Here is a 20,267-nt window from a genome sequence, read left to right on the forward strand (position 1 = left end):
TGCATGTGTAAGGCATGCCGCCAGCGTTCAATCTGAGCCAGGATCAAACTCTTCAGTTTAATCTCTGTTACTTTGCCGTTTTACCGGCACCGTTATTGCTAACGGGTCGCTCACTCAAAAAACTGACAGGCCACTACTTTCGTAGCGTCCTATTTCATTATTTCTTGTGAACATTTGATATTTTAAGTATGACGTTACCGAAGTAACGCTGCACTTTCATCAAATATCCACACTTATCGACTGTTAATTGTTAAAGAACTCAATTCGGTTACTGCTTTCGCGCTATCGACAAAGCGTTGTGTTTGTCAGCTGCGAAGAAGGAAGAGTATGAAGCGTTTAGTTCGTTTCGTCAACCTTCTTTTTTCTCCCTCTTGTCTCGCAAACGAGTGCGTTTCATCGGGGAGGCGAATCATATCAAAGACCATCGAAGTTTGGCAAGCGCTTTTCCAGGAAAGCGTGCATGCCTTCTTTCTGGGCCGGCGTACCGAAGGCGGCCTGGAATAAACGGCGCTCATAGGCGACGCCATCGGTCAGGGTGGTTTCGAAAGCACGGTTGACGCAATCCTTGATCATCATCGCCACCGAGACCGGCATGGCGGCGATGGTCCTGGCGGCGGCCAGGGTTTCTTCCAGCAGCTTATCGGCCGGCACCACGCGTGACACCAGGCCGATGCGTTCAGCTTCCGCCGCATCGATGGTGCGCGCCGTCAGCAGCAAATCCATGGCCTTGGCCTTGCCGATCGCGCGCGGCAAGCGCTGGGTGCCGCCCGCGCCTGGCGTGACGCCGACCTTGATTTCAGGCTGGCCGAATTTGGCGCTGTCGGCGGCGATCAGGAAATCGCACATCATGGCCAGTTCGCAGCCGCCACCGAGCGCATAACCGGCGACCGCACCGACCACAGGTTTGCGCACGCGCAGGATATGTTCCCAGTTACGGCTGATATAGCCGCTGGTAAAAGTGTCGGGGTAGGTGTAATCAGCCATGGCGGCGATATCCGCACCCGCAGCAAAGGCTTTTTCGCTACCGGTCAGCACGATGCAGCCGATCTTCTCATCGGCGTCGAATTTGAGTAAAGCATCGCCCAGTTCGTTCATCATGTTTTCGTTCAGCGCATTGAGCGCCTTCGGGCGGTTCAGGCGGATAACGGCGACGCGGTCCTGGATGTCGATGATCAAGTCTTCATATTGCATGGTGTCTCCTCTCGATAGTTGGTGATCAACTGGTGATGTCGATTGTAGCGGCTGCACTGCTTGCGGCACACTGATATTATTGTCTACTCCCCTATCTTATATAGCGTGCCGTATTTACTCTTCCCTGTTCCAGTATTGCGCCCGCCGCCTGCGCGGTGACGGCAGCGCCGCCACCATCAACTTTCGCCGGCTGTGGTTCAGCAATGGGCTTAATTGCTTCGGCGCCCAGATCACCTCGCTGGCCCTGCCCCTGTGCGCGGTGCTGCTCTTGCACGCGACGCCAGAACAGATGGGGCTGCTGGTCGCCCTGCAAGCCTTGCCGTTTGCCCTGTTCGGCTTGCCGGTAGGCGTGTTGCTGGACCGGCGCAGCAAGCACCCGATCATGCTGTTCAGTGAAAGCATGTCGGGCCTGGCGCTGGCCAGCGTGGCGATTGCGTATTGGTGCGGCCTGCTGTCGATGCCCTGGTTATATGTCGTGGGCTTTATGATCGGCACCGGCTTCGTGGTCGGTGGCGGCGCGGAACAAGTCTTCCTGACATTCCTGGTCGGCAGGGAGGGATTGATCGATGCCCAATCGAAATTTGCCGCCACGGAATCGGCCTCGCGCCTGATCGGCCCCGGCCTGGCGGGCGTACTGGTGCAAGTGTTGTCGGCCCCCGCCGCCGTTTTTTGCACGGCCTGCGGCTATTTGATTTCCGTCATGAACTTGCGGGCCATGAGTACGCGCGATCCGCGTCCTGCCCCGTCAAGCAAGCATGCACTGCGCGATATCGCCGATGGCCTGGTATTCGTGTGGCGCCAGCCACTGCTGCGCGCGCTGGCCTGGGGCGCCGGTATCTGGCATTTCCTGTTTTATGCCAGCATGGCGCTGACCATCTTGTTTGCCACCCATAACCTGGGCATGAGTCCTGGCGTACTGGGCATGGCACAGATGCTGGGCGGCGCCGGCATGTTGCTGAGCGCCATCATCGTCAAACCGTTGACACGCCGCTACGGCACCGGCCCCACCATCCTGATCGGCCTGGCCTCGACTTCGCTGTGTTTTGCCCTGACACCGGCCATCCCCGCCGCGCTGTTCGGCAGCGCGCATGCCAGCGCGGCCGCCTATGCCGTGCTGATGTTCTTTTTCGATTGCGGCGTGATGCTGTTCTTCATTCCATATATGGGCTTGCGGCAAAAAGTCACGCCGGACCCCATGCTGGGGCGCATGACCTCGACCATGCGCTTCCTGACGGTAGCCACGGCGCCGCTCGGTGCGCTGGCCGCCGGCTGGATCGCCGAGCACTTCGGCGTGCGCAATGGCATGGCTTGCATCGCCGCCGGCAGTGTCTTACTGACCATCGCCATGACCTGGGGCACGCCGCTGCGTGGCGTACGCACCTGATCCGTAGATCAGGCATACACTGTCATATCGTTAAGTCAAAGCCTGACAGATTTGATGTACATCAATGTTTTGCTTGGGGGAAATCCATAAGCTAACGACATCACTTGAGGAGCATGCCATGTTTAACACCATCTTATTTCCTACCGACGGCTCGCCGCTGTCCGACAAGGCCGCCGAAACGGCGCTGGCCTTCGCGCAATTGAACAAGGCCAAGCTGGTCGCCATCAGTGTAGTCCAGCCTTTCCCGTTTTCGCCGATGGCCGACGGTGGCGTGGTGCTCGATGCGGGGCTATATGAAGAACAGATGCATACGGCTGCGCAACACGCCGTCGACAAGCTGGGCCAGGCAGCGCAGGCGGCCGGCCTCGCCTTCGAAGGCCTGGTGACCATCTCCCCCAGCCCGTACGAAGAAATCGTCAACGCGGCGGCAAACTACCATTGCGACATCATTTTGATGGCCTCGCATGGCCGCAAGGGCTTGAACAAGTTATTCGTGGGCAGCGAAACGCAAAAGGTGCTGGGCCACACCCAGGTGCCCGTGCTGGTCCTGCGCTGACAGGACCAGTCTTGACGCTGGTGCCTTAGCGCGCTGGCACTTGCTTCGGCAACAACACCCACACCTGGCCGCTCTGCTTCATGCGGCCAGCGTTCTCCGCCGCTTCGGCGCCAAAACCAAAGAAATAATCGACACGGATGGGGCCGCGGATGGCGCCGCCCGTATCTTGCGCCATCACCAGGCGTTGCATGGGGATATCGCTATTGGCTTGCGTGGTCGCCAAAAACAACGGCGCGCCCAGCGGCACGAAACGCGAGTCGATGGCGACCGAGCGCTGCGGCGTCAACGGCACGCCCAGCGCGCCCTTCGGCCCCACTTTCGGGTCAGGCAAGCGCTCTTCCTTGAAGAACACATAGCTGGGGTTGGCGTTGAACAGCTCGTCCTTGCGCGTAGGGTGTCCGGCGATCCACGCCTTGATGCCCTGCGCCGACGCCTGGCTCATGGTCAGCTCGCCCTTGTCGACCAGGTAGCGGCCGATCGATTTATACGGATAACCATTCTGGTCGGCATACGCCACGCGCACGGTTTCCTGCGTATCGGTCAGTTGCACGCGGCCGCTGCCCTGCACTTGCAGGAAGAACGCTTCGACTTCGTCATCGACCCACATCAGCTCCTTGCCCACCACCGAGGTGGCACGCTCGATGTCGGCGCGGGTGGCATAAGGCACGACTTTCTTGCCTACCAGCTTGCCCCGCAAACGCATGTTTTTCAATTCCGGATACACGCTGGACAAATCCACCGTCACCAGGTCATCGGGCACCTTGTACAGCGGCGTCTGGTAAGGACCGCCACGCTTGCGCGCGCCATGCAGCAAAGGTTCGTAATAACCGGTAACCAGGCCTGTGCTGGCGCCATCGGGAGCGACGATTTGATTGGGCACAAAGAACGCTTCAAAGAACTGGCGGATGGCCTTGTCGCTATCGGCATTCACCTGGCGCGCGATGGTGCACGACTCTTTCCAGTCGGGCCGCTTGGCCAGCACATTGCACGACGCCATGAACGCTGGCCAGGCGGCGCGCATATCGTCGCGGCCCCAGCCCGGCAAGGCGGAAAAGCTCACGGGGGTAAACGTGGGTGCCTGCGCATCCTTGCCATCCTTGGTCTCGGTGGCTGCCGGCTTGGCCGGCACAGGCTTGCTGACCGGTGGTGTCGGGCCGGTAGCAACATTGGTCGGCGCGGGCGGCGTGGTACAGGCCGACAAGATGAACGCGACGGAAACCAGGGGAACGAGTAGACTGGAACGTGCAAATAAGTTACGTTTAAATAAGCTGCGTGTCAATAACATAGGAGTGCGTATGTGGGTCTTGATGATAGAGGCGCTGGTGGCGTTTTTCCTGCTGGTATTCATAGTCTGGTGGACCATGTATCAGGGCAAGGGCAAAAGCGCAGGGAAACAGCCCGCGCCGCCAGCACAGAAACAGGTCGGCGCGGAAGAACAGCAGACCGACAAGCTGAAATAGCGCGATAGTTTAGTGCAGGGTGCGCGGCAGCGACAACACGAACTCCGGTATAGCCGCTTCGAACTGATGGCCGTCTTCGGCCACGCAGAAATATTCGCCGCGCATGGAACCTTGCGGCGTGGCCAGCACGGTGCCGCTCGTATATTCGAACTGTTCGCCCGGCTGCAGCAGCGGCTGATGGCCGACGGCGCCCAGCCCCCGCACTTCTTCCACCTTGTTATTGGCGTCCGTGATGACCCAGTGGCGCGCAATCAGCTGTGCACCGGCAGTGCCCGTGTTCTTCACATTGATGGTATAGCTGAACACATGGCGGCCCTGCTCCGGCGCCGACTGCTCGGGCAAAAACTGCGTCTTGACCGTTACCGTAAATTCATAAGTCGCCATCATTATCCTTATCTGTTCGTCACTGTTCTGTATTTCAAAAGGGCATGGCAGCGGTGGCAAGCGTAAAATAGCGGCAATCGCAATTTCTACACTCTAGCCCACTCGCCATGACTACATTCCGTATCGCTCCCAGCATCCTGTCCGCCGACTTTGCCCGTTTGGGCGAAGAAGTTCGCAACGTCGTCACCGCTGGCGCCGACATCATCCACTTCGACGTGATGGATAATCACTATGTGCCCAACCTGACGATCGGCCCGCTGGTCTGCGAAGCGATACGCCCGCATGTACAAGTGCCCATCGACGTGCACCTGATGGTCAAGCCAGTCGATCGCATTATCCCGGATTTCGCCAAGGCCGGCGCAAACATCATCACCTTTCACCCGGAAGCATCGGACCACCTGGACCGCTCCTTGCAACTGATACGCGACAATGGCTGCAAATCCGGCCTGGTGTTCAACCCCGGCACGCCGCTGCACTACCTGGAACACGTGATGGACAAGATCGACATGATTTTGATCATGTCCGTCAATCCAGGCTTCGGCGGCCAGTCCTTCATCCCGCATGCGCTGAAAAAAATCGCCGAAGCGCGCCGCATGATCGATGAGTCGGGTCGCGACATCATGCTGGAAGTGGACGGCGGGATCAAGATCGACAATATCGCTGCTGCCGCCGCTGCCGGCGCCGACACCTTTGTTGCCGGCTCGGCCATCTTCGGCAAGCCTGACTACAAGGCCGTGATCGACGCCATGCGGACCGAACTGGCCAAGGTAGCCGCCTGATGAGCGCGGGCACAGTGAAGAGCGGCGTCCTGGCCGGCGTGCGCGCGGCCATCATCGACCTCGATGGCACGATGCTCGACACCGTGCCCGATTTTCATGTCGCCATCAACGGCATGCGCAGCGAGTTTGACCTGGCGCCCATCAGCGAAAACGCCATCAAGAACATGGTGGGCAAGGGCTCGGAAAACCTGATCCGCAGCGTGCTGGCCCTCGATTTCGATACCGACGGCGTGGAACAGCGCTTCGAGCAGGCGATGGATGCCTATCAGCGCCATTACCTGGCCATCAATGGCGACTTCAGCACCTTGTACGCGGATGTGGTCCAGGGCCTGGAAGCGATGAAAGCGGCCGGCCTGCGCCTGGCCTGCGTCACCAACAAGCCGGTCGCCTTCGCCCTGCCCCTGCTGCAGCAGAAAAATCTGGCTGGCTATTTCGAGATTATTTACGGTGGCGATTCGCTGGCGAAGAAAAAACCCGACCCCTTGCCGCTGTTGCAAGTATGTGCGGATTTCGACCTGGCGCCAGCCACAGTGGTAGCCATCGGCGACTCCTCGAATGACGCGCAAGCGGCCCGGGCTGCGGGCTGCCCCGTGTTGACCGTGCCATATGGATACAATCACGGACACTCTATACACGATACCGATTCCGATGGTATAGTAAATACGCTGCTCGAAGCAGCCCATTTCATTCGCATGCAAAATTTGACTTCACACTGATACGCATACTGACTGACCAAACACCATCGTGAACCCGTTTCTCATCAAAAAACACAATGTCACCCAAACCGGCTCGATTGAGGCCTGGCTTTGGCGACGCTGGCAATCCTGGCAGGCTTAAGGCCGAGCCGTGTAACGATTGCTGTCGGCTGCCCGTGCGCATCCGGCAGGTTTTTTGATCAACCTCCGCCAGAGTGCAGTATCGCGTAATTGCATACTTGCGTGCCCTGGCGGCATGGAGAGAAACATGACCGAACTCGAATTCAAATCGCTGGCCCAGCAAGGCTATAACCGTATCCCCCTGGTCTCGGAAGCCTTCGCCGACCTGGAAACCCCGCTCACGCTGTACCTGAAACTGGCGCAAACCCAGCAGGGCGGCAAGAATACCTTCTTGTTGGAATCCGTGGTCGGCGGCGAACGCTTTGGCCGCTATTCCTTCATCGGTTTGCCCGCCACCACCGTGCTGCGCAGCCATGGCAGCCGCACCGAGATCGTCAAGAATGGCGAAGTGATCGAAACTCACGAAGGCAATCCGCTCGATTTCATCGAACAGTACCAGGCTCGCTTCAAGGTCGCACTGCGCCCTGGCATGCCGCGCTTCTGCGGCGGCCTGGCCGGCTACTTCGGTTACGATACGGTGCGCCATATCGAGAAAAAACTGGCTGGCGGTGCGCCGAAAGATGACCTGGGCCTGCCCGACATCCAGTTGATGGTGACGGAAGAACTGGCCGTGATCGACAACCTGTCCGGCAAACTGTATCTGATCGTCTATGCCGACACGACCCAGCCCGAATCGTTCTCGAAAGCGCGGCAACGCCTGAAAGACTTGCGCATGATGCTGCGCCGCGGCCTCGACGCCCCGGTCACCAGCGCCTCGGTGCGCACGGAAACCATCCGCGACTTTCCGAAAGAAGACTACCTGAAGGCCGTCGCCCGCGCCCATGAATACGTGATGGCCGGCGACCTGATGCAGGTGCAGATCGGCCAGCGCATCCGCAAACCGTATGTTGATTCGCCCTTGAGCCTGTACCGCGCCTTGCGCTCGCTCAATCCATCGCCGTATATGTATTTCTATAATTTCGGCGACATGCAGATCATTGGCGCCTCGCCCGAGATTTTGGTGCGTAACGAAACGACAGCGGACGGCGGCAAAAAAGTCACCCTGCGCCCGATCGCCGGCACCCGTCCGCGCGGCGCCACGCCAGAGCGCGACGCAGAACTGTCGGCTGAACTGCTGGCCGATCCGAAAGAAATCGCCGAACACGTGATGCTGATCGACCTGGCCCGCAATGACATCGGCCGCATCGCCGAAACCGGCAGCGTGCAAGTGACCGACCGCATGGTCATCGAAAAATACTCGCATGTGCAACACATCGTCTCGAACGTGGAAGGCACTTTGAAACCCGGCCTGTCCAACCTGGACGTGCTGCGCGCCACCTTCCCCGCCGGCACCCTGACCGGCGCGCCGAAAGTGCGTGCCATGGAGGTGATCGACGAACTGGAAATCAGCAAGCGCGGCATCTATGGCGGCGCCTGCGGCTACCTGTCGTTTGGCGGCGAAATGGATGTGGCGATCGCCATCCGCACGGGTGTCGTCAAGGACGGCATGCTGTACGTGCAGGCTGCGGCCGGCATCGTGGCCGACTCGATCGCCGAAATGGAATGGCAGGAAACCGAAAACAAGGCGCGCGCCGTACTGCGCGCCGCCGAACAAGTACAAGATGGACTGGATGGGGAGCTCTGAGATGCTGCTAATGATCGACAACTACGACTCCTTCACCTACAACATCGTGCAGTATTTCGGCGAACTGGGCGAAGACGTGCGGGTCTACCGCAACGATGAAATCAGCATTGCTGACATCGAAGCGCTGAACCCGGACCGCATCTGCATCTCGCCCGGCCCGAAAGCGCCGGCGCAGGCAGGCATTTCGGTGGCAGTGCTCAAGCACTTCGCCGGCAAGAAGCCGATACTGGGCGTCTGCCTGGGCCACCAGGCCATCGGCGAAGCATTTGGCGGCAAGGTGATCCGCGCCAAGCAAGTCATGCATGGCAAAACTTCAGTCATCGCGCATACGGGCGTGGGTGTTTTCAAAAACCTGCCCAGCCCCTTCACAGTGATCCGCTACCACTCTTTGGCGATCGAACGCGCCTCGCTGCCTTCCTGCCTGGAAGTGACCGCGTGGACGGACGACGGCGAAATCATGGGCGTGCGCCACCGGGAATACGATATCGAGGGTGTGCAGTTTCACCCTGAATCGATCCTGTCGGAGCACGGCCACGCCCTGCTGAAGAATTTTCTCGAGCGCTGATTCCAGAGTGCGCGCCTGACTGCGCGCGCCATCAGCGTCCTCCTGCGCCATCATTGAAGAAGGAAGCATCATGCCGATCACCCCACAAGAAGCCCTGCTGCGCTGTATCGAACACCGTGAAATCTTTCACGACGAAATGCTGTACCTGTTCCGCCAGATCATGTCCGGCGAAATGTCGCCCACCATGATCGCTGCCCTGACCATGGGCCTGCGCGTAAAAAAGGAAACCATCGGCGAAATCGCCGCCGCCGCGCAAGTCATGCGCGAGTTTTCCACCAAGGTGCCGATGGCCGACACCACCCGTTTGCTCGACATCGTCGGCACGGGCGGCGACGGCGCGCACACGTTTAACATTTCCACGGCGTCGATGTTCGTGGCCGCCGCTGCCGGTGCCCGCGTGGCCAAGCATGGCGGGCGCAGCGTATCGTCCTCGTCCGGCAGCGCCGACGTGCTCGACTCGCTGGGCGCCAACATCAACCTGCAGCCCGAACAGATCGCCCAGTCGATCGCGCAAACGGGCATCGGCTTCATGTATGCACCGAATCACCACGCCGCCATGAAACACGCGGCGCCCGTGCGCAAGGAGCTGGGCGTGCGCACCATCTTTAACATCCTGGGGCCACTGACCAATCCGGCCGGCGCGCCGAATATCCTGATGGGCGTGTTCCACGCCGACCTGGTGGGTATCCAGGTACGCGTGCTGCAGCGCCTGGGCGCGCAGCATGCCATCGTGGTGTATGGCCGCGACAATATGGATGAAGTCTCGCTGGGCGCTGGTACCATGGTCGGTGAATTGATCAATGGCGAAATCCGCGAATATGAGATTCACCCGGAAGATTTTGGCTTGTCGATGATCGCCAGCCGCAACCTGAAAGTGGCCGACGCCGCCGAATCGAAGGCAAAAATGCTGGAAGCGCTGCGCGGCGAGCCGGGTGCCGCTTCCGACATCGTGGCCCTGAACGCAGGCACGGCGCTGTACGCGGCCGGCGTGGCCAGCTCGATCGAAGATGGCCTGGCCCGTGCGCGCCTGGCCGTCAGCTCGGGCGCCGCGCTGGCGAAACTCGATCAGTTCGTGCAAGTGACGCAGCAGCTGGGCCGCCCGGCGCAAGCGTAAACTATCCACAACCCTCTCTGGAACAGCGACCATCATGTCCGACATACTCGATAAAATCCTGGCCGTGAAGGCCGACGAAGTCGCCAGGGCGAAGGCTCACCGCAGCCTGGCCAGCCTGCGCGGCGAGGTGGAAAACGACAGCGCCCTGCGCGCCAACCTGCGCGGCTTTGAAGCGAGCCTGCGCCAGCATATCGCCAGCGGCAAACCTGGCATCATCGCCGAAGTCAAAAAAGCCTCGCCATCAAAAGGCGTGATCCGTGCCGATTTTCGCCCGGCGGAGATTGCCGCCAGTTATGCGGCCCACGGCGCGGCCTGTCTGTCCGTGCTGACGGACGAACAATTCTTCCAGGGCTCGGTCGACTACCTGCAACAGGCGCGCGCCGCCTGCGACATTCCTGTGCTGCGCAAGGATTTCATGGTCGATATGTACCAGATCTATGAAGCGCGGGCCATGGGCGCCGACTGCATCCTGCTGATCGTGGCGGCGCTGGACCATGGCTTGATGGCCGAGATGGAAGCCTGCGCCCACGAACTGGGCATGGGCGTGCTGATCGAAAGCCATGATGGCGCAGAACTCGATGCGGCCTTAAAACTCAAGAGCGCGCTGATCGGCATCAACAACCGCAATCTGCGCACCTTTGAAACTTCGCTCGATACCACCATCAATCTGCTGCCGCGCATCCCGCAAGACAGATTGGTGATCACCGAATCGGGCATTGCCGGCAACGCCGACGTGCAGCGCATGCGTGCGGCCGATGTACACAGCTTCCTGGTGGGCGAAGCCTTCATGCGCGCGCCAGATCCCGGCGTGGAACTGGAACGCCTGTTCAGCTGATGCCTATTACGCGGGCAGCCATACCGTTTGCCATCGTAATGGCGCTGGCTGCTTGCCAAAAGGCGCCGGAACCAGCTGCTCCGGCGCCGGCAAGCGCCCCCGCAACACCCTCTCCCCCCGTCGCGGCCCCGGAGCCGGAGCCGCCGGCAGACACCATCGCCGCCTACAAACTGCTGGTGGCGCGGCAAATCGTGGCGGCCAATCCGGACAGCACTTTTGATGGCCCGCTGCCGGCCATGCTGCCGGCCATCGTGGTGCTCGATCTCAGCATCGGCCGCGATGGAACACTGAAAAAAGTGCGCGTGCACCGCTCGCGCGACAGCGAGGCCTCGGCAGTGGCGCTGGCCGCCGTGCACCGCGTGACGGAAGCGTTTCCACCCACGGCGCAACTGATGCGCAAGCGCGACAAGACACTGGATTTTTCCGAAACATTCCTCTTCAACGAGCGTTATCAGTTCCAGCTGCGGACCTTGTCCGGTCCGCAGTAGGGCCGCTGGCGTCAAGCTCGATGCGGTCTCGGCCATTCGCCTTGGCCAGATACAGCGCGGCGTCGGCGCGCGACAGCAACTGCTCCAGCTCTTCTTCCGTCGAGGCCTGGCATGCCACGCCGATACTCACCGTGCAGGGGGGCAGCCCCACATCGGCAGGTTCGCGCAGCAGGCTGCGGATGCGCTCGGCCACGCCCAGCGCATTATGCGGCGACATGTCCGGCATCAGCACGACAAATTCCTCGCCGCCGAAACGGGCCACGCAATCCGATTCGCGCAGGGCGCGGCCGATGATGCCAGCCACGTGCGCCAGCACCTGGTCGCCCACCATATGCCCATAGCGGTCATTGATGGTCTTGAAATAATCGAGATCGATACTGAGCAAGGTAAGCGGCTGGCGGTGGCGCGAAAAATTCGCCTTTTCGCGCGCATAGACGTCGCCGAAACCGCGCCGGTTCAGCACCTGCGTCAGCGGATCATGGGTAGAGCGGCGTTCCAGTATCGCTTGCAGGCGGCGCGTGGCCACTGTCATGAAAGCGACCGTCAGCAGCAAGGCCATGAAATTGGCGACGGCCAGGTAAATGCTGGCCTGGGTACTGGAAGTCATCAGATTGACGCTGGCGCCGTCATTGAGCAGCGCCGATACGCCGCGCGCCAGCACCACGCAAGCCTGCAGCGCCATCAGCGCGCCAAAGAATATGCTGGAAAAATGCCACTCGCCGTGGCGCACCACCAGCTGCACCTGGCGTGCATAGAAAATAAAGACCAGGAATGAGAAGACGGCCACCCGCCGGGGGAAATCGGGATACACTACCAGCCACCAGGCGATGCCGGCCATGCCCAGGCAAACCACCAGCCAGTACAGGCGCAGGCTGGGAGGCTGTCCATAAAATTTCTCGGTGCCCAGCATGGACAAGCCGATACCTGCCATCAGGGCGACATTCATCCCCACCAGCACCAGTGCATCGTGCAGCACGCCGCGCGCGCCAAACACCATCGCGGCCAGCACCAGCAGCAACAAGCCGGCCGACCAGTGGCCGAGGCCATGGACTTCGTGCCGGAAGCTGCGATACACCGAAAACATGACAATACTCATCGCCCCGCACATCAGGGTAGTCATGAACACGATGGTGCGGGGATCGAGGGTTTCCACGGTCAGCCTGGAGAATCAAACATGCTTGCAATTCTAGTGCAGTTATCGCCCACTGGGTCTGCCATCATGGACCAATGAGCCATGTTTATCGCCTGTCACGCTCAGGCATGCCAGGCTTAAGCCACCGCAGGATCGTCTTCGCCCGTCTCGATGCGGTCGCGGCCTGCCTGCTTTGCGCGGTACAGGGCCCGGTCGGAACGCAGCAACATGGCGTCCAATGGCTCGCCGCTGCCATGCTGGCAGGCGATGCCGATACTGACCGTATAGCGCGGCAGGTGCATGGCGCCAGAGGGGCGCGGCTGATGCAGCACTTGCCGGATGCGCTGCGCGATCAGGATGGCGCGTTCCTGGTCCGTATCGGGCAGCAGCACGACGAATTCCTCGCCGCCGAAACGGGCGACAAAATCACCCGCGCGCAATGCTGCCGTAATCACGCCCGCCACGTCGACCAGCACCAGGTCCCCCACGGCATGGCCGTGCGCATCATTGATGGCCTTGAAAAAATCCAGGTCGATGCTCATCACGGCCAGCGGCAAGCCGCTGCGCTGCAGGCGCGCGCTTTCCCTGGCATGCGCGTCGGCGAAGCCGCGCCGGTTCAGCACGGACGTCAGCGGATCAAGATTGGAGCGCTGCTCGAGCAGCAGTTGCAAGCGCCGCGTGGCCACCGTCATGAAACCGACCGGCAGCAGCAGGGTCAAGAAGGCCATTACCGTCAGATACAGCTCGTGATACTGGCCGCCCTGTACCAGGTCTGCACCGGCACCACCCTGCAAGGCGGTGATGCCGCGATGCAATACAGACAATACCTGCAGCAAGCCCAGGGCCGCAAAGAAGCTGGTCGACAGGTGGCGCTCGCCATGGCGCACAATCACCAGCAATTGCGCCAGGTTCAGGGCCAGCACCAGAAAAGACATCAGCGCCACGCGCATGGCGAAGTTTGGCCGCCAATACAGCCAGCACGCCATCACCAGCAAGCCCAGCAGCCAGGCCGCATGAAACAGCCGCCAGCTGGGCCGCACGCCATAGAATTTCTGCGTGCCGATCAAGACCAGTCCCATTCCCCACAGAAACACGGTATTCGCCAGAGGCAGCAGGATTTCCGGCATCACCAGGCCGCGCAGGGCGAACAAGGCACTCGACGCCACCAGGGTCAGCATGCCGCGGCCCCACTCGCGCAAGCCTTGTATATGGGGAGGAAAGCTGCGCTGCGCTGCAAACATGACCACGGACATGGCTACCGTCATCAGGGTCGACATCAAGATGACAGTAGCAGGATCAATTCTCACGGAGGAAACGGTACGGTGGGCGGATAGCCCTGAGGCATGCCAGCAAGCACGGAAAGTTGCGTTGCGGAAATTGTACCGTGAAAAAACAGCGCAGTGCGCCTGACGGGTCAAATTCTCGCCCCGCCAGGCTGGCCGTGTGGCTAAACGGCCGTGCTCTTACTGCGCTGCGCTGGGACGCTTCAGCCCTGCCGCTTTTTTCGGCGCCGGCAATACCGTCATGCTGACACCCGGTACGCGGTCGCCTTGCAGGGTAGCAGTAAATGTCATCAGCTCATCGCGGCGGAAAGCGTGGATGGCCACCTTGGCGCCCACCGCGTAACGGCCCAGCAAGGTATCGAGGTTGGCCGGGCTGCCCGTCACGCGCAAGCCATCGACGGCCACCAGCACGTCGCCCGCCGACAGGCCGGCCAGGTGGGCGGCGCCGCCCTGGTGTACCTGTGCCAGCTTGGCGTCATTGCCATCGCGGCCCAGGTTCGCATCCAGGCTCGCTTTTTCCGTCTTGCGCGCATCGCTGTACTTGACGCCGAACGGCGCCAGCAGACGCGCCAGCGGCACATCGTCGGTGCCGCGGATGTAGCGCTCGAAGAAGGGCTTCATGCGCGTGCCGGAAATCTCGTCGAACAGGGCTTCGACTTCGGCCGGCGTCACGCCGCGCGCCTTGCCTTTATAGAAATCGCGGCCATAACGCTGCCACAGCGCGTGCATCACGTCGTCCAGCGATTTGGCGCCATCGGTCTTGCTGCGCAAGGTCAGGTCGAAAGCCAGCGCGATCAGCGAGCCCTTGGTGTAGTAGCTGACGATGGCGTTCGGCGCGTTTTCGTCCTGGCGATAGTATTTGCCCCAGGCGTCGAAACTGGAATCGGCCACGCTTTGCTTGGTGCGGCCGCTGCCGCGCAAGACGCTGTTCGCAGTTTTAGACAGCAGCTTGAAGTAGGCTGCCTCGTCGATCAGGCCTGCACGCACCAGCATCAGGTCATCGTAGTAGCTGGTGAAGCCTTCGAATAACCACAGCAGCGGCGAATAGCTTTCCGCCTGCAGCTGATATGGCGCAAAGGCGGCCGGCTTGATGCGTTTCACATTCCAGGTATGGAAGTACTCATGGCTGCACAGGCCCAGGAATTTCAGGTAGCCGTCGCCGATCTCGCTGCTGCTCGATGCCGTGGTCGGCAAGTCGGCGCGCGCACAGATCAGCGCCGTCGAGGCGCGGTGTTCCAGGCCCCCATAACCGTCGCCGACAGCCATGGTCATGAACACGTAGCGGTCCATCGGCGCTTTTTTGGTCTTCGGTTCAAAAAAGGCGATCTGCGTTTCGCAGATGGCTTTCAAGTCGCGGCACAGGCGGTCCAGGTCCAGGTTAGGCACCTTGCCCGTGACGACGATATCGTGCGGCACGCCATGCGCCTTGAAAGTGGCCAGCGCGAAGTCGCCCATTTCCACCGGATGATCGATCAATTCATCGTAGTTGGCGGCCTGGTAGCTGCCGAAGCCATAACGCCTGGCCTTCAGTTCCGGCAGGGTGGTGGCCACGCGCCAGGTTTTGCAGGCGGCGTCTTTCGGCTGCACGATATTGACTTCATGCGGCTCGGACTCCTGGCCCAGCACACTGAGGAACACGCTGGTGCCGTTAAAGAAACCGTGGTTCTGGTCCAGGTGGGCGGCGCGCACCGACAAGTCCCAGGCGTAGACATCGTATTCCACCGTCAGCGGCCCCTGGCAAGGCGCCGCTTGCCACGAGTGTTTATCCAGCTTGGTCAGGGCGACCGGCTTGCCTTCGGAGGTGGCGCCGATGCTGACGATATTGCGCGAAAATTCGCGGATCATGTAGCTGCCCGGTATCCAGGCTGGCAGGGAGAACACCTGGCCGATGGCGGCCGGCGACTTGACGGTCAAGCTGACCTTGAACATATGGCCAGCCAGGTCGGCAGCGGCGATGGTGTAGACGATGCCGGCGGCGGGGCTCTTGGCAACTGGTTTGGCCGGGACTTTTTTAACTGCTGTTTTTTTCATGGTTTCCTCGTATCTGGCAAGTCTTCCCGGGAGCGCCACTGCCCCGCATGGATCATCTTCAAGCTACTACTATCGCACAGGATATCGATTGTAGCCGCTCCAGCACCCGCCGAAAAAAAAGCGCGCCTGCTGAGGGCGCGCTGTTTTATGCATCCGGCGATAGGATGGATTATTTAATGGTCGAGAACTTCTGTTCCAGCGCCTTCGTGTCGACGGCGCCCGGAATCCGGCTGCCATCGGCAAAGAAGATGGTCGGCGTGCCCGACACGCGCAGCTGCTGGCCCAGGGCCAGGATTTTCTCGTGCGGATTGGCGCAATTGGCGGCCACGGTGGCCGGCACTTTACCGTTCAGCATCCAGTCATCCCAGGCCTTGTTGCGGTCTGGCGAGCACCAGATATTGCGCGACTTGACGATCGAATCGGGCGACAGGATGTTGTACATGAAGGTGTAGACGGTAACGTTGTCGATTTCCTTCAGGGTAGTCTGGCGGAAGCGCTTGCAGTAGCCGCAGTTCGGATCTTCGAACACGGCGATCACGCGCTTGCCATTGCCCTTGACGACCTTCATCGCCGAATCGAGCGGCAAGTCCGAGAACTTGATGCGGTTCACTTCGTCCAGGCGTTCCTTGGTCAAGTCTTGCGAAGTCTTGGCGTCGAAGACGTGGCCGACGAACAGGTATTGCGCATTCTTGTCGGTGTACAGGATGTCGCCGCCCGTGCGCACTTCGTACAGGCCGCCATACGGCGTTTCCTTGACCGAATCGACCTTGACGCCTTCACCGAGGCGCGGTTCGATGAGCTTCTTGATATTGACCTCGGTCGGCGTTTCCGCGCCGGCGCACGACATCATCAGGCCCGAAGCCACCAGTAATGCGATTCTGCTCATTTTTATCACTATCACTTCTCCACTTGAAACGCCTTGCAGCCTGCCCAGACTAGCGGCGCCGTTACGTCTTTAACAAAACAATCGCCGCAGACCAGCTGCGGCGACCTTGAATTTTCACCAATTATCCAGCACTAACTTAAGATAGACTGATGCAGATTTACTGGCTGCCCAGGGCATGCGAAATCATTTTTCGCTTCAGGCCAGGTAATTTATCCAGCAAGTTTAATCCCAAATTGCGCACCACGCGCAACGGTTCCAGGTCGGCGCCAAACAAACGGGCCAAACCATCGGTGGCCAGCTGCATCAGCAGCACGTCTTCCTTGCGCGCGCGCGCATAGCGGGCCAGCACGCGCTCGTCGCCGATGCCACGATGCGTTTCGCGTTCGGCGATGGTTTTCACCAGTTGCGCCACGTCGGCAAAGCCCAGGTTCATGCCGTGGCCAGCCATCGGATGAACCACATGGGCGGCGTCGCCCACCAGGGCCACGCGCGGCGCCACCATGGCGTGCGGACGCATCAAAGTGAGGGGGAAGGCGCGCACCAGTTCCGGCTGCAGCGGTGTCAACGCGCCCAGCTTGTCATGGCTCCAGGCGGCCAGGCGCGCGGCCAGCTGTTCCGCCGATTCGGACAACAGGGTATCGGCCAGCGCATCGGGCGCCGACCAGACCAGCGAGACGCGCTCGCCCGGCAGCGGCAGCAGCGCGATGATGCCTTCGCTGCCCGTGAACCACTGGTGGGCTGCGCCATGGTGCGGCTTTTCGCAGGCGAAGTTGCTGACCACGCCGCGCTGTCCATAAGAGCGGTAATCGAGGCCGATATCGCACTGGCCGCGTACCCACGATTGCGCGCCATCGGCGCCAACCACCAGTGCGGAAGTGATGGTGTCGCCGCCTTCCAGGTGCACCACGGCGGCATCGGCCGTCCATTCCAGACGGCTGGCACGGCCCTGCACCAGGTTGACGTTTTGCGCAAATTTCAGGGCCGCGTCCAGCGCCTGCCCCAGGTTGCGGTCTTCGACGATCCAGGCCAGCGCACCGACATGGGCGCCGTAGGCGTCAAAACCCAGGCCGCCGGCCTGCGCCCCATCGCCGTTGACCAGCATGGCGTCCACCGGCGCCACCCTATCTGCCGCCAGCGCGCCCCATACCTTCAGGGACGACAGCAACTGGTGCGCCGTGTGATTGAGCGCATACACGCGCACATCCCAGCTGGCCTCGGCTTCACGCTTGCCGTTCGCCGGCGCCGACGCAGGGCTGAGCAGGGTGACGCTTTGCCCGGACTGGGCCAGCGCCAGCGCCGTGGTTTTCGCGATGGCGCCATTGCCAACGATGCAAACGTCGCTGTGGCTATGCATGAAGCGCCGCATGGTGGGGGAAGATGGACTGTTCATGCAGCCATTATAGCGTTTGCTGCCCCTGTTTCAGCATCTGGCCTCGCCAGCAAAACAGGGGCGAATGCGAAGATTTTACTTATTCTTGATCCTGGCGCAGAAAATCCTGCGCCCGCTCCAGTACTTCGTCGCGCCCGGTGCGCAAACCGGCCACGGTAGGTGCGACCACGATATGCGGCTGCACACCCACTCTTTGCAACTGGCGCCCGTCCCCATGGCGCACTTCCAGTCCGGAATAGGACACACGGACATTGCCTGGAAGCACTATGAAGCGCAAATTTCCGTCCGCGCCCGCGCTCGGCGTACCGATGAAGGTGACGGGCGTGACCGCCTCTATCATCAGCGCCGTGTGTTCAGCCTGGCTTTGCGCATATTCGTTGATCAACATGACGACCTTGCCGCGATAGAGCGGCCCTGCAACTGGAAACAAGCGCTCTGTTTGCGCGAACTGCACCCCACTCGCCACCTCCTGCGGCAACGCCAATTGCTGGTAGGTTGTGCTATAGCTGGTGGCATGGCGCAGATTGAGCCGCCCGGCGATAGCACGCCCCGTTCTGTTCGGATAACCACGCATATCGAGTATCAGAGCGCGGCTATTCCTGATGGTCTTGAACATGGCATCGACTTCGCCAGGCATCAGGCGGGCCAGGTCCACGTAGGCGATGCCCTGCTCCACTGCCACCACCGGCCGCTCATGGCGCAGCGGCAGTTCATCTTCCCACGGCGTGGAAGGCACGGTCACATTGCGCTTTGCGCCATCGGCGCCTGCTACCAGCAAATTGACGCTGCTACCCGCAGGCACGATCAGCATCTCATCCATGGCATTGCGCCAGCGCCCCGCCTCGGTCGAGGCGGAAATCATGGCACCCAGACGCGCCAGGCGCACGGCGACGTCCTCGCCATCGATGCTGAGGATCTCGTCACCCGGGTGCAGCAGGCCGGAATGCTCGAGCGAAGACGCGCGTAGTGTAGCGACGACGACATGACCATCTATCCGGGCAAGCCGCACGCCGATAAACGCCGTCAGATCGTTGAAACCCAGCGCCCGGCTATACACTCCCACATGGCTATCGTCGAGGTTTGCTGCCATCGCTTGCAGCGCCAAACCATATTCGCGCGCATCCTGCACGTCTTCCATACGCCGCAAACAGGTGCGCAAGGCGCCATCCCATGACGCATCCATCAAGCGTTTGGCGGGGAAGTATTTATCCATGTTCGCCCACAGCTTGATGGCCGCCAGCAAACGCCATTCGCGCTGCGGAAAAGACATCTCGCGATAGCGCTCATCATCATGCCGCACAGGATACATGGCCACTTGCGAGGCAGCAGACTTGCCAGCTGCCCGCGCCGGAATTGCCAGCTGCGCCAGCTGTGCCAGCGCCGCCGTGACTGCAGCGCTGCCCTGCCCTGTGGCCCGGTCCTCGGGCAAGGTCACATCGGCATGCAGGCTGGCGACACTGCTATCGGGCCAGACCAGCTGGCCGGCCGCAAACTCCACCGGCAAGCCGTTCTTCAGCCACAGCGTCTGCAGCGGGCCCGCGCGGCTATGCCAGCGTCCTTCTTCAGTCACGATGCGCGCGCGCCCTGCTTTTTGCAAGGCCAGCACGATGTCAGGAACCCGCTGCGTATCGTTGACGATCACGACGATAGGCAAGGCGCGTGCACGCGCTGCAGGCAACAATCGCGGTACTTCCATCTGCATGAAGCCAGGCGTAAAACCATCCCATTCTGCAGGATTTTGCTCATGGGGACCGGTGGAAAAGCGGTAACGTTTCGCCGGCGGTAGCAACGGTGCACTGATCAACTGCGACAACACGGCCAGCAACTGCGTGGGCGGCTGCTCCAGTACGGGCGGAGTGTCAACAGGACGCAAATCGAGGATGACCCGTTTGGCGCGGGCTGGCAGCACAAACGGCGCCACACTGGCCTGCATGCCAAAGTGCAGATGCAGCAGTGCGGTGTCCCTGGCCAGCCATTCCAGCACGGGACCATCGGCCGGCCAGCGCACGAACGTGGCATCGTCTTCGGCGATGCGCAAGCTGCTGTCGTGCAGCGGCGCCATCAGGGTCGCGGCGGCACGGCGCAAACTGGCATCGCTGTCGGCACCCTGCAATGCCGGCAAGGCATCGACCAGCGCGCGGTCCCAGTCGATACTGCCATCGGCCAGGGCCGGATGAATGGCGCGCACCTCACTCCACAAACGCGCCAGAGCCAGCACGTCGCCCTCGCCGGCATGCGCTGGCGCGACGCAGACCGGCAACAGCGCCAGCAACACTATCCTTAACAGCTTCAATCCAGACTCCCTGCCAGCGCCATTTTTATAAAAACG

19 protein-coding genes are annotated in these 20,267 nt (G+C 61.0%); 10 read left to right on the plus strand and 9 right to left on the minus strand.

All coding sequences use genetic code 11. From position 1 onward, the window contains the following. Nucleotides 1–414: 414 nt before the first annotated feature. Nucleotides 415–1,191: an enoyl-CoA hydratase gene (locus ACL9RI_RS12520; RefSeq protein ID WP_183737167.1), complete on the minus strand. Its 777-nt coding sequence runs from the start codon at nt 1,189–1,191 to the stop codon at nt 415–417. A gap of 79 nt (nt 1,192–1,270) precedes the next feature. On the opposite strand from ACL9RI_RS12520, the gene ACL9RI_RS12525 reads away from it, so the two are divergent. Together ACL9RI_RS12525 and ACL9RI_RS12530 are read left to right on the plus strand one after the other, a co-directional pair. Continuing rightward, a complete protein-coding gene (locus tag ACL9RI_RS12525; protein ID WP_422726904.1) occupies nt 1,271–2,575 on the plus strand; it encodes an MFS transporter in 1,305 nt (434 codons plus the stop codon). 118 nt (nt 2,576–2,693) lie between these two features. Continuing rightward, nucleotides 2,694–3,131, plus strand: a complete 438-nt coding sequence (locus ACL9RI_RS12530; RefSeq protein ID WP_422726905.1) for a universal stress protein — start codon at nt 2,694–2,696, stop codon at nt 3,129–3,131. Nucleotides 3,132–3,156: 25 nt separating this feature from the next. On the opposite strand, the gene ACL9RI_RS12535 is transcribed toward ACL9RI_RS12530, so the two are convergent. Beyond that, nucleotides 3,157–4,332, minus strand: coding sequence for a murein transglycosylase A (locus ACL9RI_RS12535; protein WP_422726906.1), 1,176 nt, complete (start codon nt 4,330–4,332; stop codon nt 3,157–3,159). A 94-nt stretch (nt 4,333–4,426) separates the two neighbouring features. Here ACL9RI_RS12535 and ACL9RI_RS12540 point away from each other — a divergent pair, with 94 nt between their 5' ends. Next, nucleotides 4,427–4,591, plus strand: a complete 165-nt coding sequence (locus ACL9RI_RS12540) for a hypothetical protein (protein WP_422726907.1) — start codon at nt 4,427–4,429, stop codon at nt 4,589–4,591. Nucleotides 4,592–4,600: 9 nt separating this feature from the next. Here the strand turns inward: ACL9RI_RS12540 and apaG are convergent, their stop codons facing one another. Next, nucleotides 4,601–4,975, minus strand: coding sequence for a Co2+/Mg2+ efflux protein ApaG (apaG, locus tag ACL9RI_RS12545; protein WP_422726908.1), 375 nt, complete (start codon nt 4,973–4,975; stop codon nt 4,601–4,603). Between the two features lie 107 nt (nt 4,976–5,082). Between apaG and rpe the strand changes: the two genes are divergently transcribed. The 7 genes from rpe (at nt 5,083) to ACL9RI_RS12580 (ending at nt 11,216) form a co-directional block, all read left to right on the plus strand. Next, nucleotides 5,083–5,754, plus strand: coding sequence for a ribulose-phosphate 3-epimerase (gene rpe, locus ACL9RI_RS12550; protein WP_422726909.1), 672 nt, complete (start codon nt 5,083–5,085; stop codon nt 5,752–5,754). Next, entirely contained in the window at nt 5,754–6,470 is a 717-nt protein-coding gene (locus ACL9RI_RS12555; RefSeq protein ID WP_422726910.1) for a phosphoglycolate phosphatase, read from the plus strand. The genes rpe and ACL9RI_RS12555 overlap by 1 nt, the downstream gene beginning before the upstream one ends. A 247-nt stretch (nt 6,471–6,717) precedes the next feature. After that, nucleotides 6,718–8,214, plus strand: a complete 1,497-nt coding sequence (gene trpE / locus ACL9RI_RS12560; RefSeq protein WP_422726911.1) for an anthranilate synthase component I — start codon at nt 6,718–6,720, stop codon at nt 8,212–8,214. A gap of 1 nt (nt 8,215) precedes the next feature. Then, nucleotides 8,216–8,779, plus strand: coding sequence for an aminodeoxychorismate/anthranilate synthase component II (locus ACL9RI_RS12565; protein WP_422726912.1), 564 nt, complete (start codon nt 8,216–8,218; stop codon nt 8,777–8,779). A gap of 70 nt (nt 8,780–8,849) precedes the next feature. After that, nucleotides 8,850–9,893: an anthranilate phosphoribosyltransferase gene (trpD, locus tag ACL9RI_RS12570; RefSeq protein ID WP_422726913.1), complete on the plus strand. Its 1,044-nt coding sequence runs from the start codon at nt 8,850–8,852 to the stop codon at nt 9,891–9,893. A 34-nt stretch (nt 9,894–9,927) separates the two neighbouring features. Beyond that, entirely contained in the window at nt 9,928–10,728 is an 801-nt protein-coding gene (gene trpC / locus ACL9RI_RS12575; protein ID WP_422726914.1) for an indole-3-glycerol phosphate synthase TrpC, read from the plus strand. After that, nucleotides 10,728–11,216 (plus strand): hypothetical protein, encoded by a 489-nt coding sequence (locus tag ACL9RI_RS12580; protein WP_422726915.1) that lies wholly within the window; start codon nt 10,728–10,730, stop codon nt 11,214–11,216. Before trpC ends, ACL9RI_RS12580 begins: the two co-directional genes overlap by 1 nt. Here the strand turns inward: ACL9RI_RS12580 and ACL9RI_RS12585 are convergent. The 6 genes from ACL9RI_RS12585 to ACL9RI_RS12610 form a co-directional block, all read right to left on the minus strand. Further along, a complete protein-coding gene (locus ACL9RI_RS12585) occupies nt 11,167–12,369 on the minus strand; it encodes a GGDEF domain-containing protein (RefSeq protein ID WP_422726916.1) in 1,203 nt (400 codons plus the stop codon). The two genes, ACL9RI_RS12580 and ACL9RI_RS12585, sit on opposite strands and share 50 nt — an antisense overlap. A 116-nt stretch (nt 12,370–12,485) precedes the next feature. Further along, nucleotides 12,486–13,655 (minus strand): GGDEF domain-containing protein, encoded by a 1,170-nt coding sequence (locus ACL9RI_RS12590; RefSeq protein WP_422726917.1) that lies wholly within the window; start codon nt 13,653–13,655, stop codon nt 12,486–12,488. 156 nt (nt 13,656–13,811) lie between these two features. Continuing rightward, nucleotides 13,812–15,662 (minus strand): M61 family metallopeptidase, encoded by a 1,851-nt coding sequence (locus ACL9RI_RS12595; protein WP_422726918.1) that lies wholly within the window; start codon nt 15,660–15,662, stop codon nt 13,812–13,814. A 169-nt stretch (nt 15,663–15,831) separates the two neighbouring features. After that, nucleotides 15,832–16,548, minus strand: a complete 717-nt coding sequence (locus ACL9RI_RS12600) for a DsbC family protein (RefSeq protein WP_422726919.1) — start codon at nt 16,546–16,548, stop codon at nt 15,832–15,834. Nucleotides 16,549–16,705: 157 nt separating this feature from the next. Next, nucleotides 16,706–17,938: a UbiH/UbiF family hydroxylase gene (locus ACL9RI_RS12605; RefSeq protein WP_422726920.1), complete on the minus strand. Its 1,233-nt coding sequence runs from the start codon at nt 17,936–17,938 to the stop codon at nt 16,706–16,708. 79 nt (nt 17,939–18,017) lie between these two features. After that, entirely contained in the window at nt 18,018–20,231 is a 2,214-nt protein-coding gene (locus tag ACL9RI_RS12610; RefSeq protein ID WP_422726921.1) for a S41 family peptidase, read from the minus strand. Between the last annotated feature and the right edge of the window lie 36 nt (nt 20,232–20,267).

The organism is Janthinobacterium sp. Mn2066 (genome assembly GCF_049319705.1).
In the GTDB taxonomy this organism is placed as follows: domain Bacteria; phylum Pseudomonadota; class Gammaproteobacteria; order Burkholderiales; family Burkholderiaceae_D; genus Janthinobacterium.

What these genes read in the sequence shown, in the direction of transcription:
- ACL9RI_RS12520 (WP_183737167.1), bottom strand. Translation starts at nt 1,191, where the DNA reads ATGCAATATGAAGACTTGATCATCGACATCCAGGACCGCGTCGCCGTT.
- ACL9RI_RS12530 (WP_422726905.1), top strand. Translation starts at nt 2,694, where the DNA reads ATGTTTAACACCATCTTATTTCCTACCGACGGCTCGCCGCTGTCCGAC.
- ACL9RI_RS12540 (WP_422726907.1), top strand. Translation starts at nt 4,427, where the DNA reads ATGTGGGTCTTGATGATAGAGGCGCTGGTGGCGTTTTTCCTGCTGGTA.
- apaG (WP_422726908.1), bottom strand. Translation starts at nt 4,975, where the DNA reads ATGGCGACTTATGAATTTACGGTAACGGTCAAGACGCAGTTTTTGCCC.
- rpe (WP_422726909.1), top strand. Translation starts at nt 5,083, where the DNA reads ATGACTACATTCCGTATCGCTCCCAGCATCCTGTCCGCCGACTTTGCC.
- ACL9RI_RS12555 (WP_422726910.1), top strand. Translation starts at nt 5,754, where the DNA reads ATGAGCGCGGGCACAGTGAAGAGCGGCGTCCTGGCCGGCGTGCGCGCG.
- trpE (WP_422726911.1), top strand. Translation starts at nt 6,718, where the DNA reads ATGACCGAACTCGAATTCAAATCGCTGGCCCAGCAAGGCTATAACCGT.
- ACL9RI_RS12565 (WP_422726912.1), top strand. Translation starts at nt 8,216, where the DNA reads ATGCTGCTAATGATCGACAACTACGACTCCTTCACCTACAACATCGTG.
- trpD (WP_422726913.1), top strand. Translation starts at nt 8,850, where the DNA reads ATGCCGATCACCCCACAAGAAGCCCTGCTGCGCTGTATCGAACACCGT.
- trpC (WP_422726914.1), top strand. Translation starts at nt 9,928, where the DNA reads ATGTCCGACATACTCGATAAAATCCTGGCCGTGAAGGCCGACGAAGTC.
- ACL9RI_RS12580 (WP_422726915.1), top strand. Translation starts at nt 10,728, where the DNA reads ATGCCTATTACGCGGGCAGCCATACCGTTTGCCATCGTAATGGCGCTG.
- ACL9RI_RS12595 (WP_422726918.1), bottom strand. Translation starts at nt 15,662, where the DNA reads ATGAAAAAAACAGCAGTTAAAAAAGTCCCGGCCAAACCAGTTGCCAAG.
- ACL9RI_RS12600 (WP_422726919.1), bottom strand. Translation starts at nt 16,548, where the DNA reads ATGAGCAGAATCGCATTACTGGTGGCTTCGGGCCTGATGATGTCGTGC.
- ACL9RI_RS12605 (WP_422726920.1), bottom strand. Translation starts at nt 17,938, where the DNA reads ATGAACAGTCCATCTTCCCCCACCATGCGGCGCTTCATGCATAGCCAC.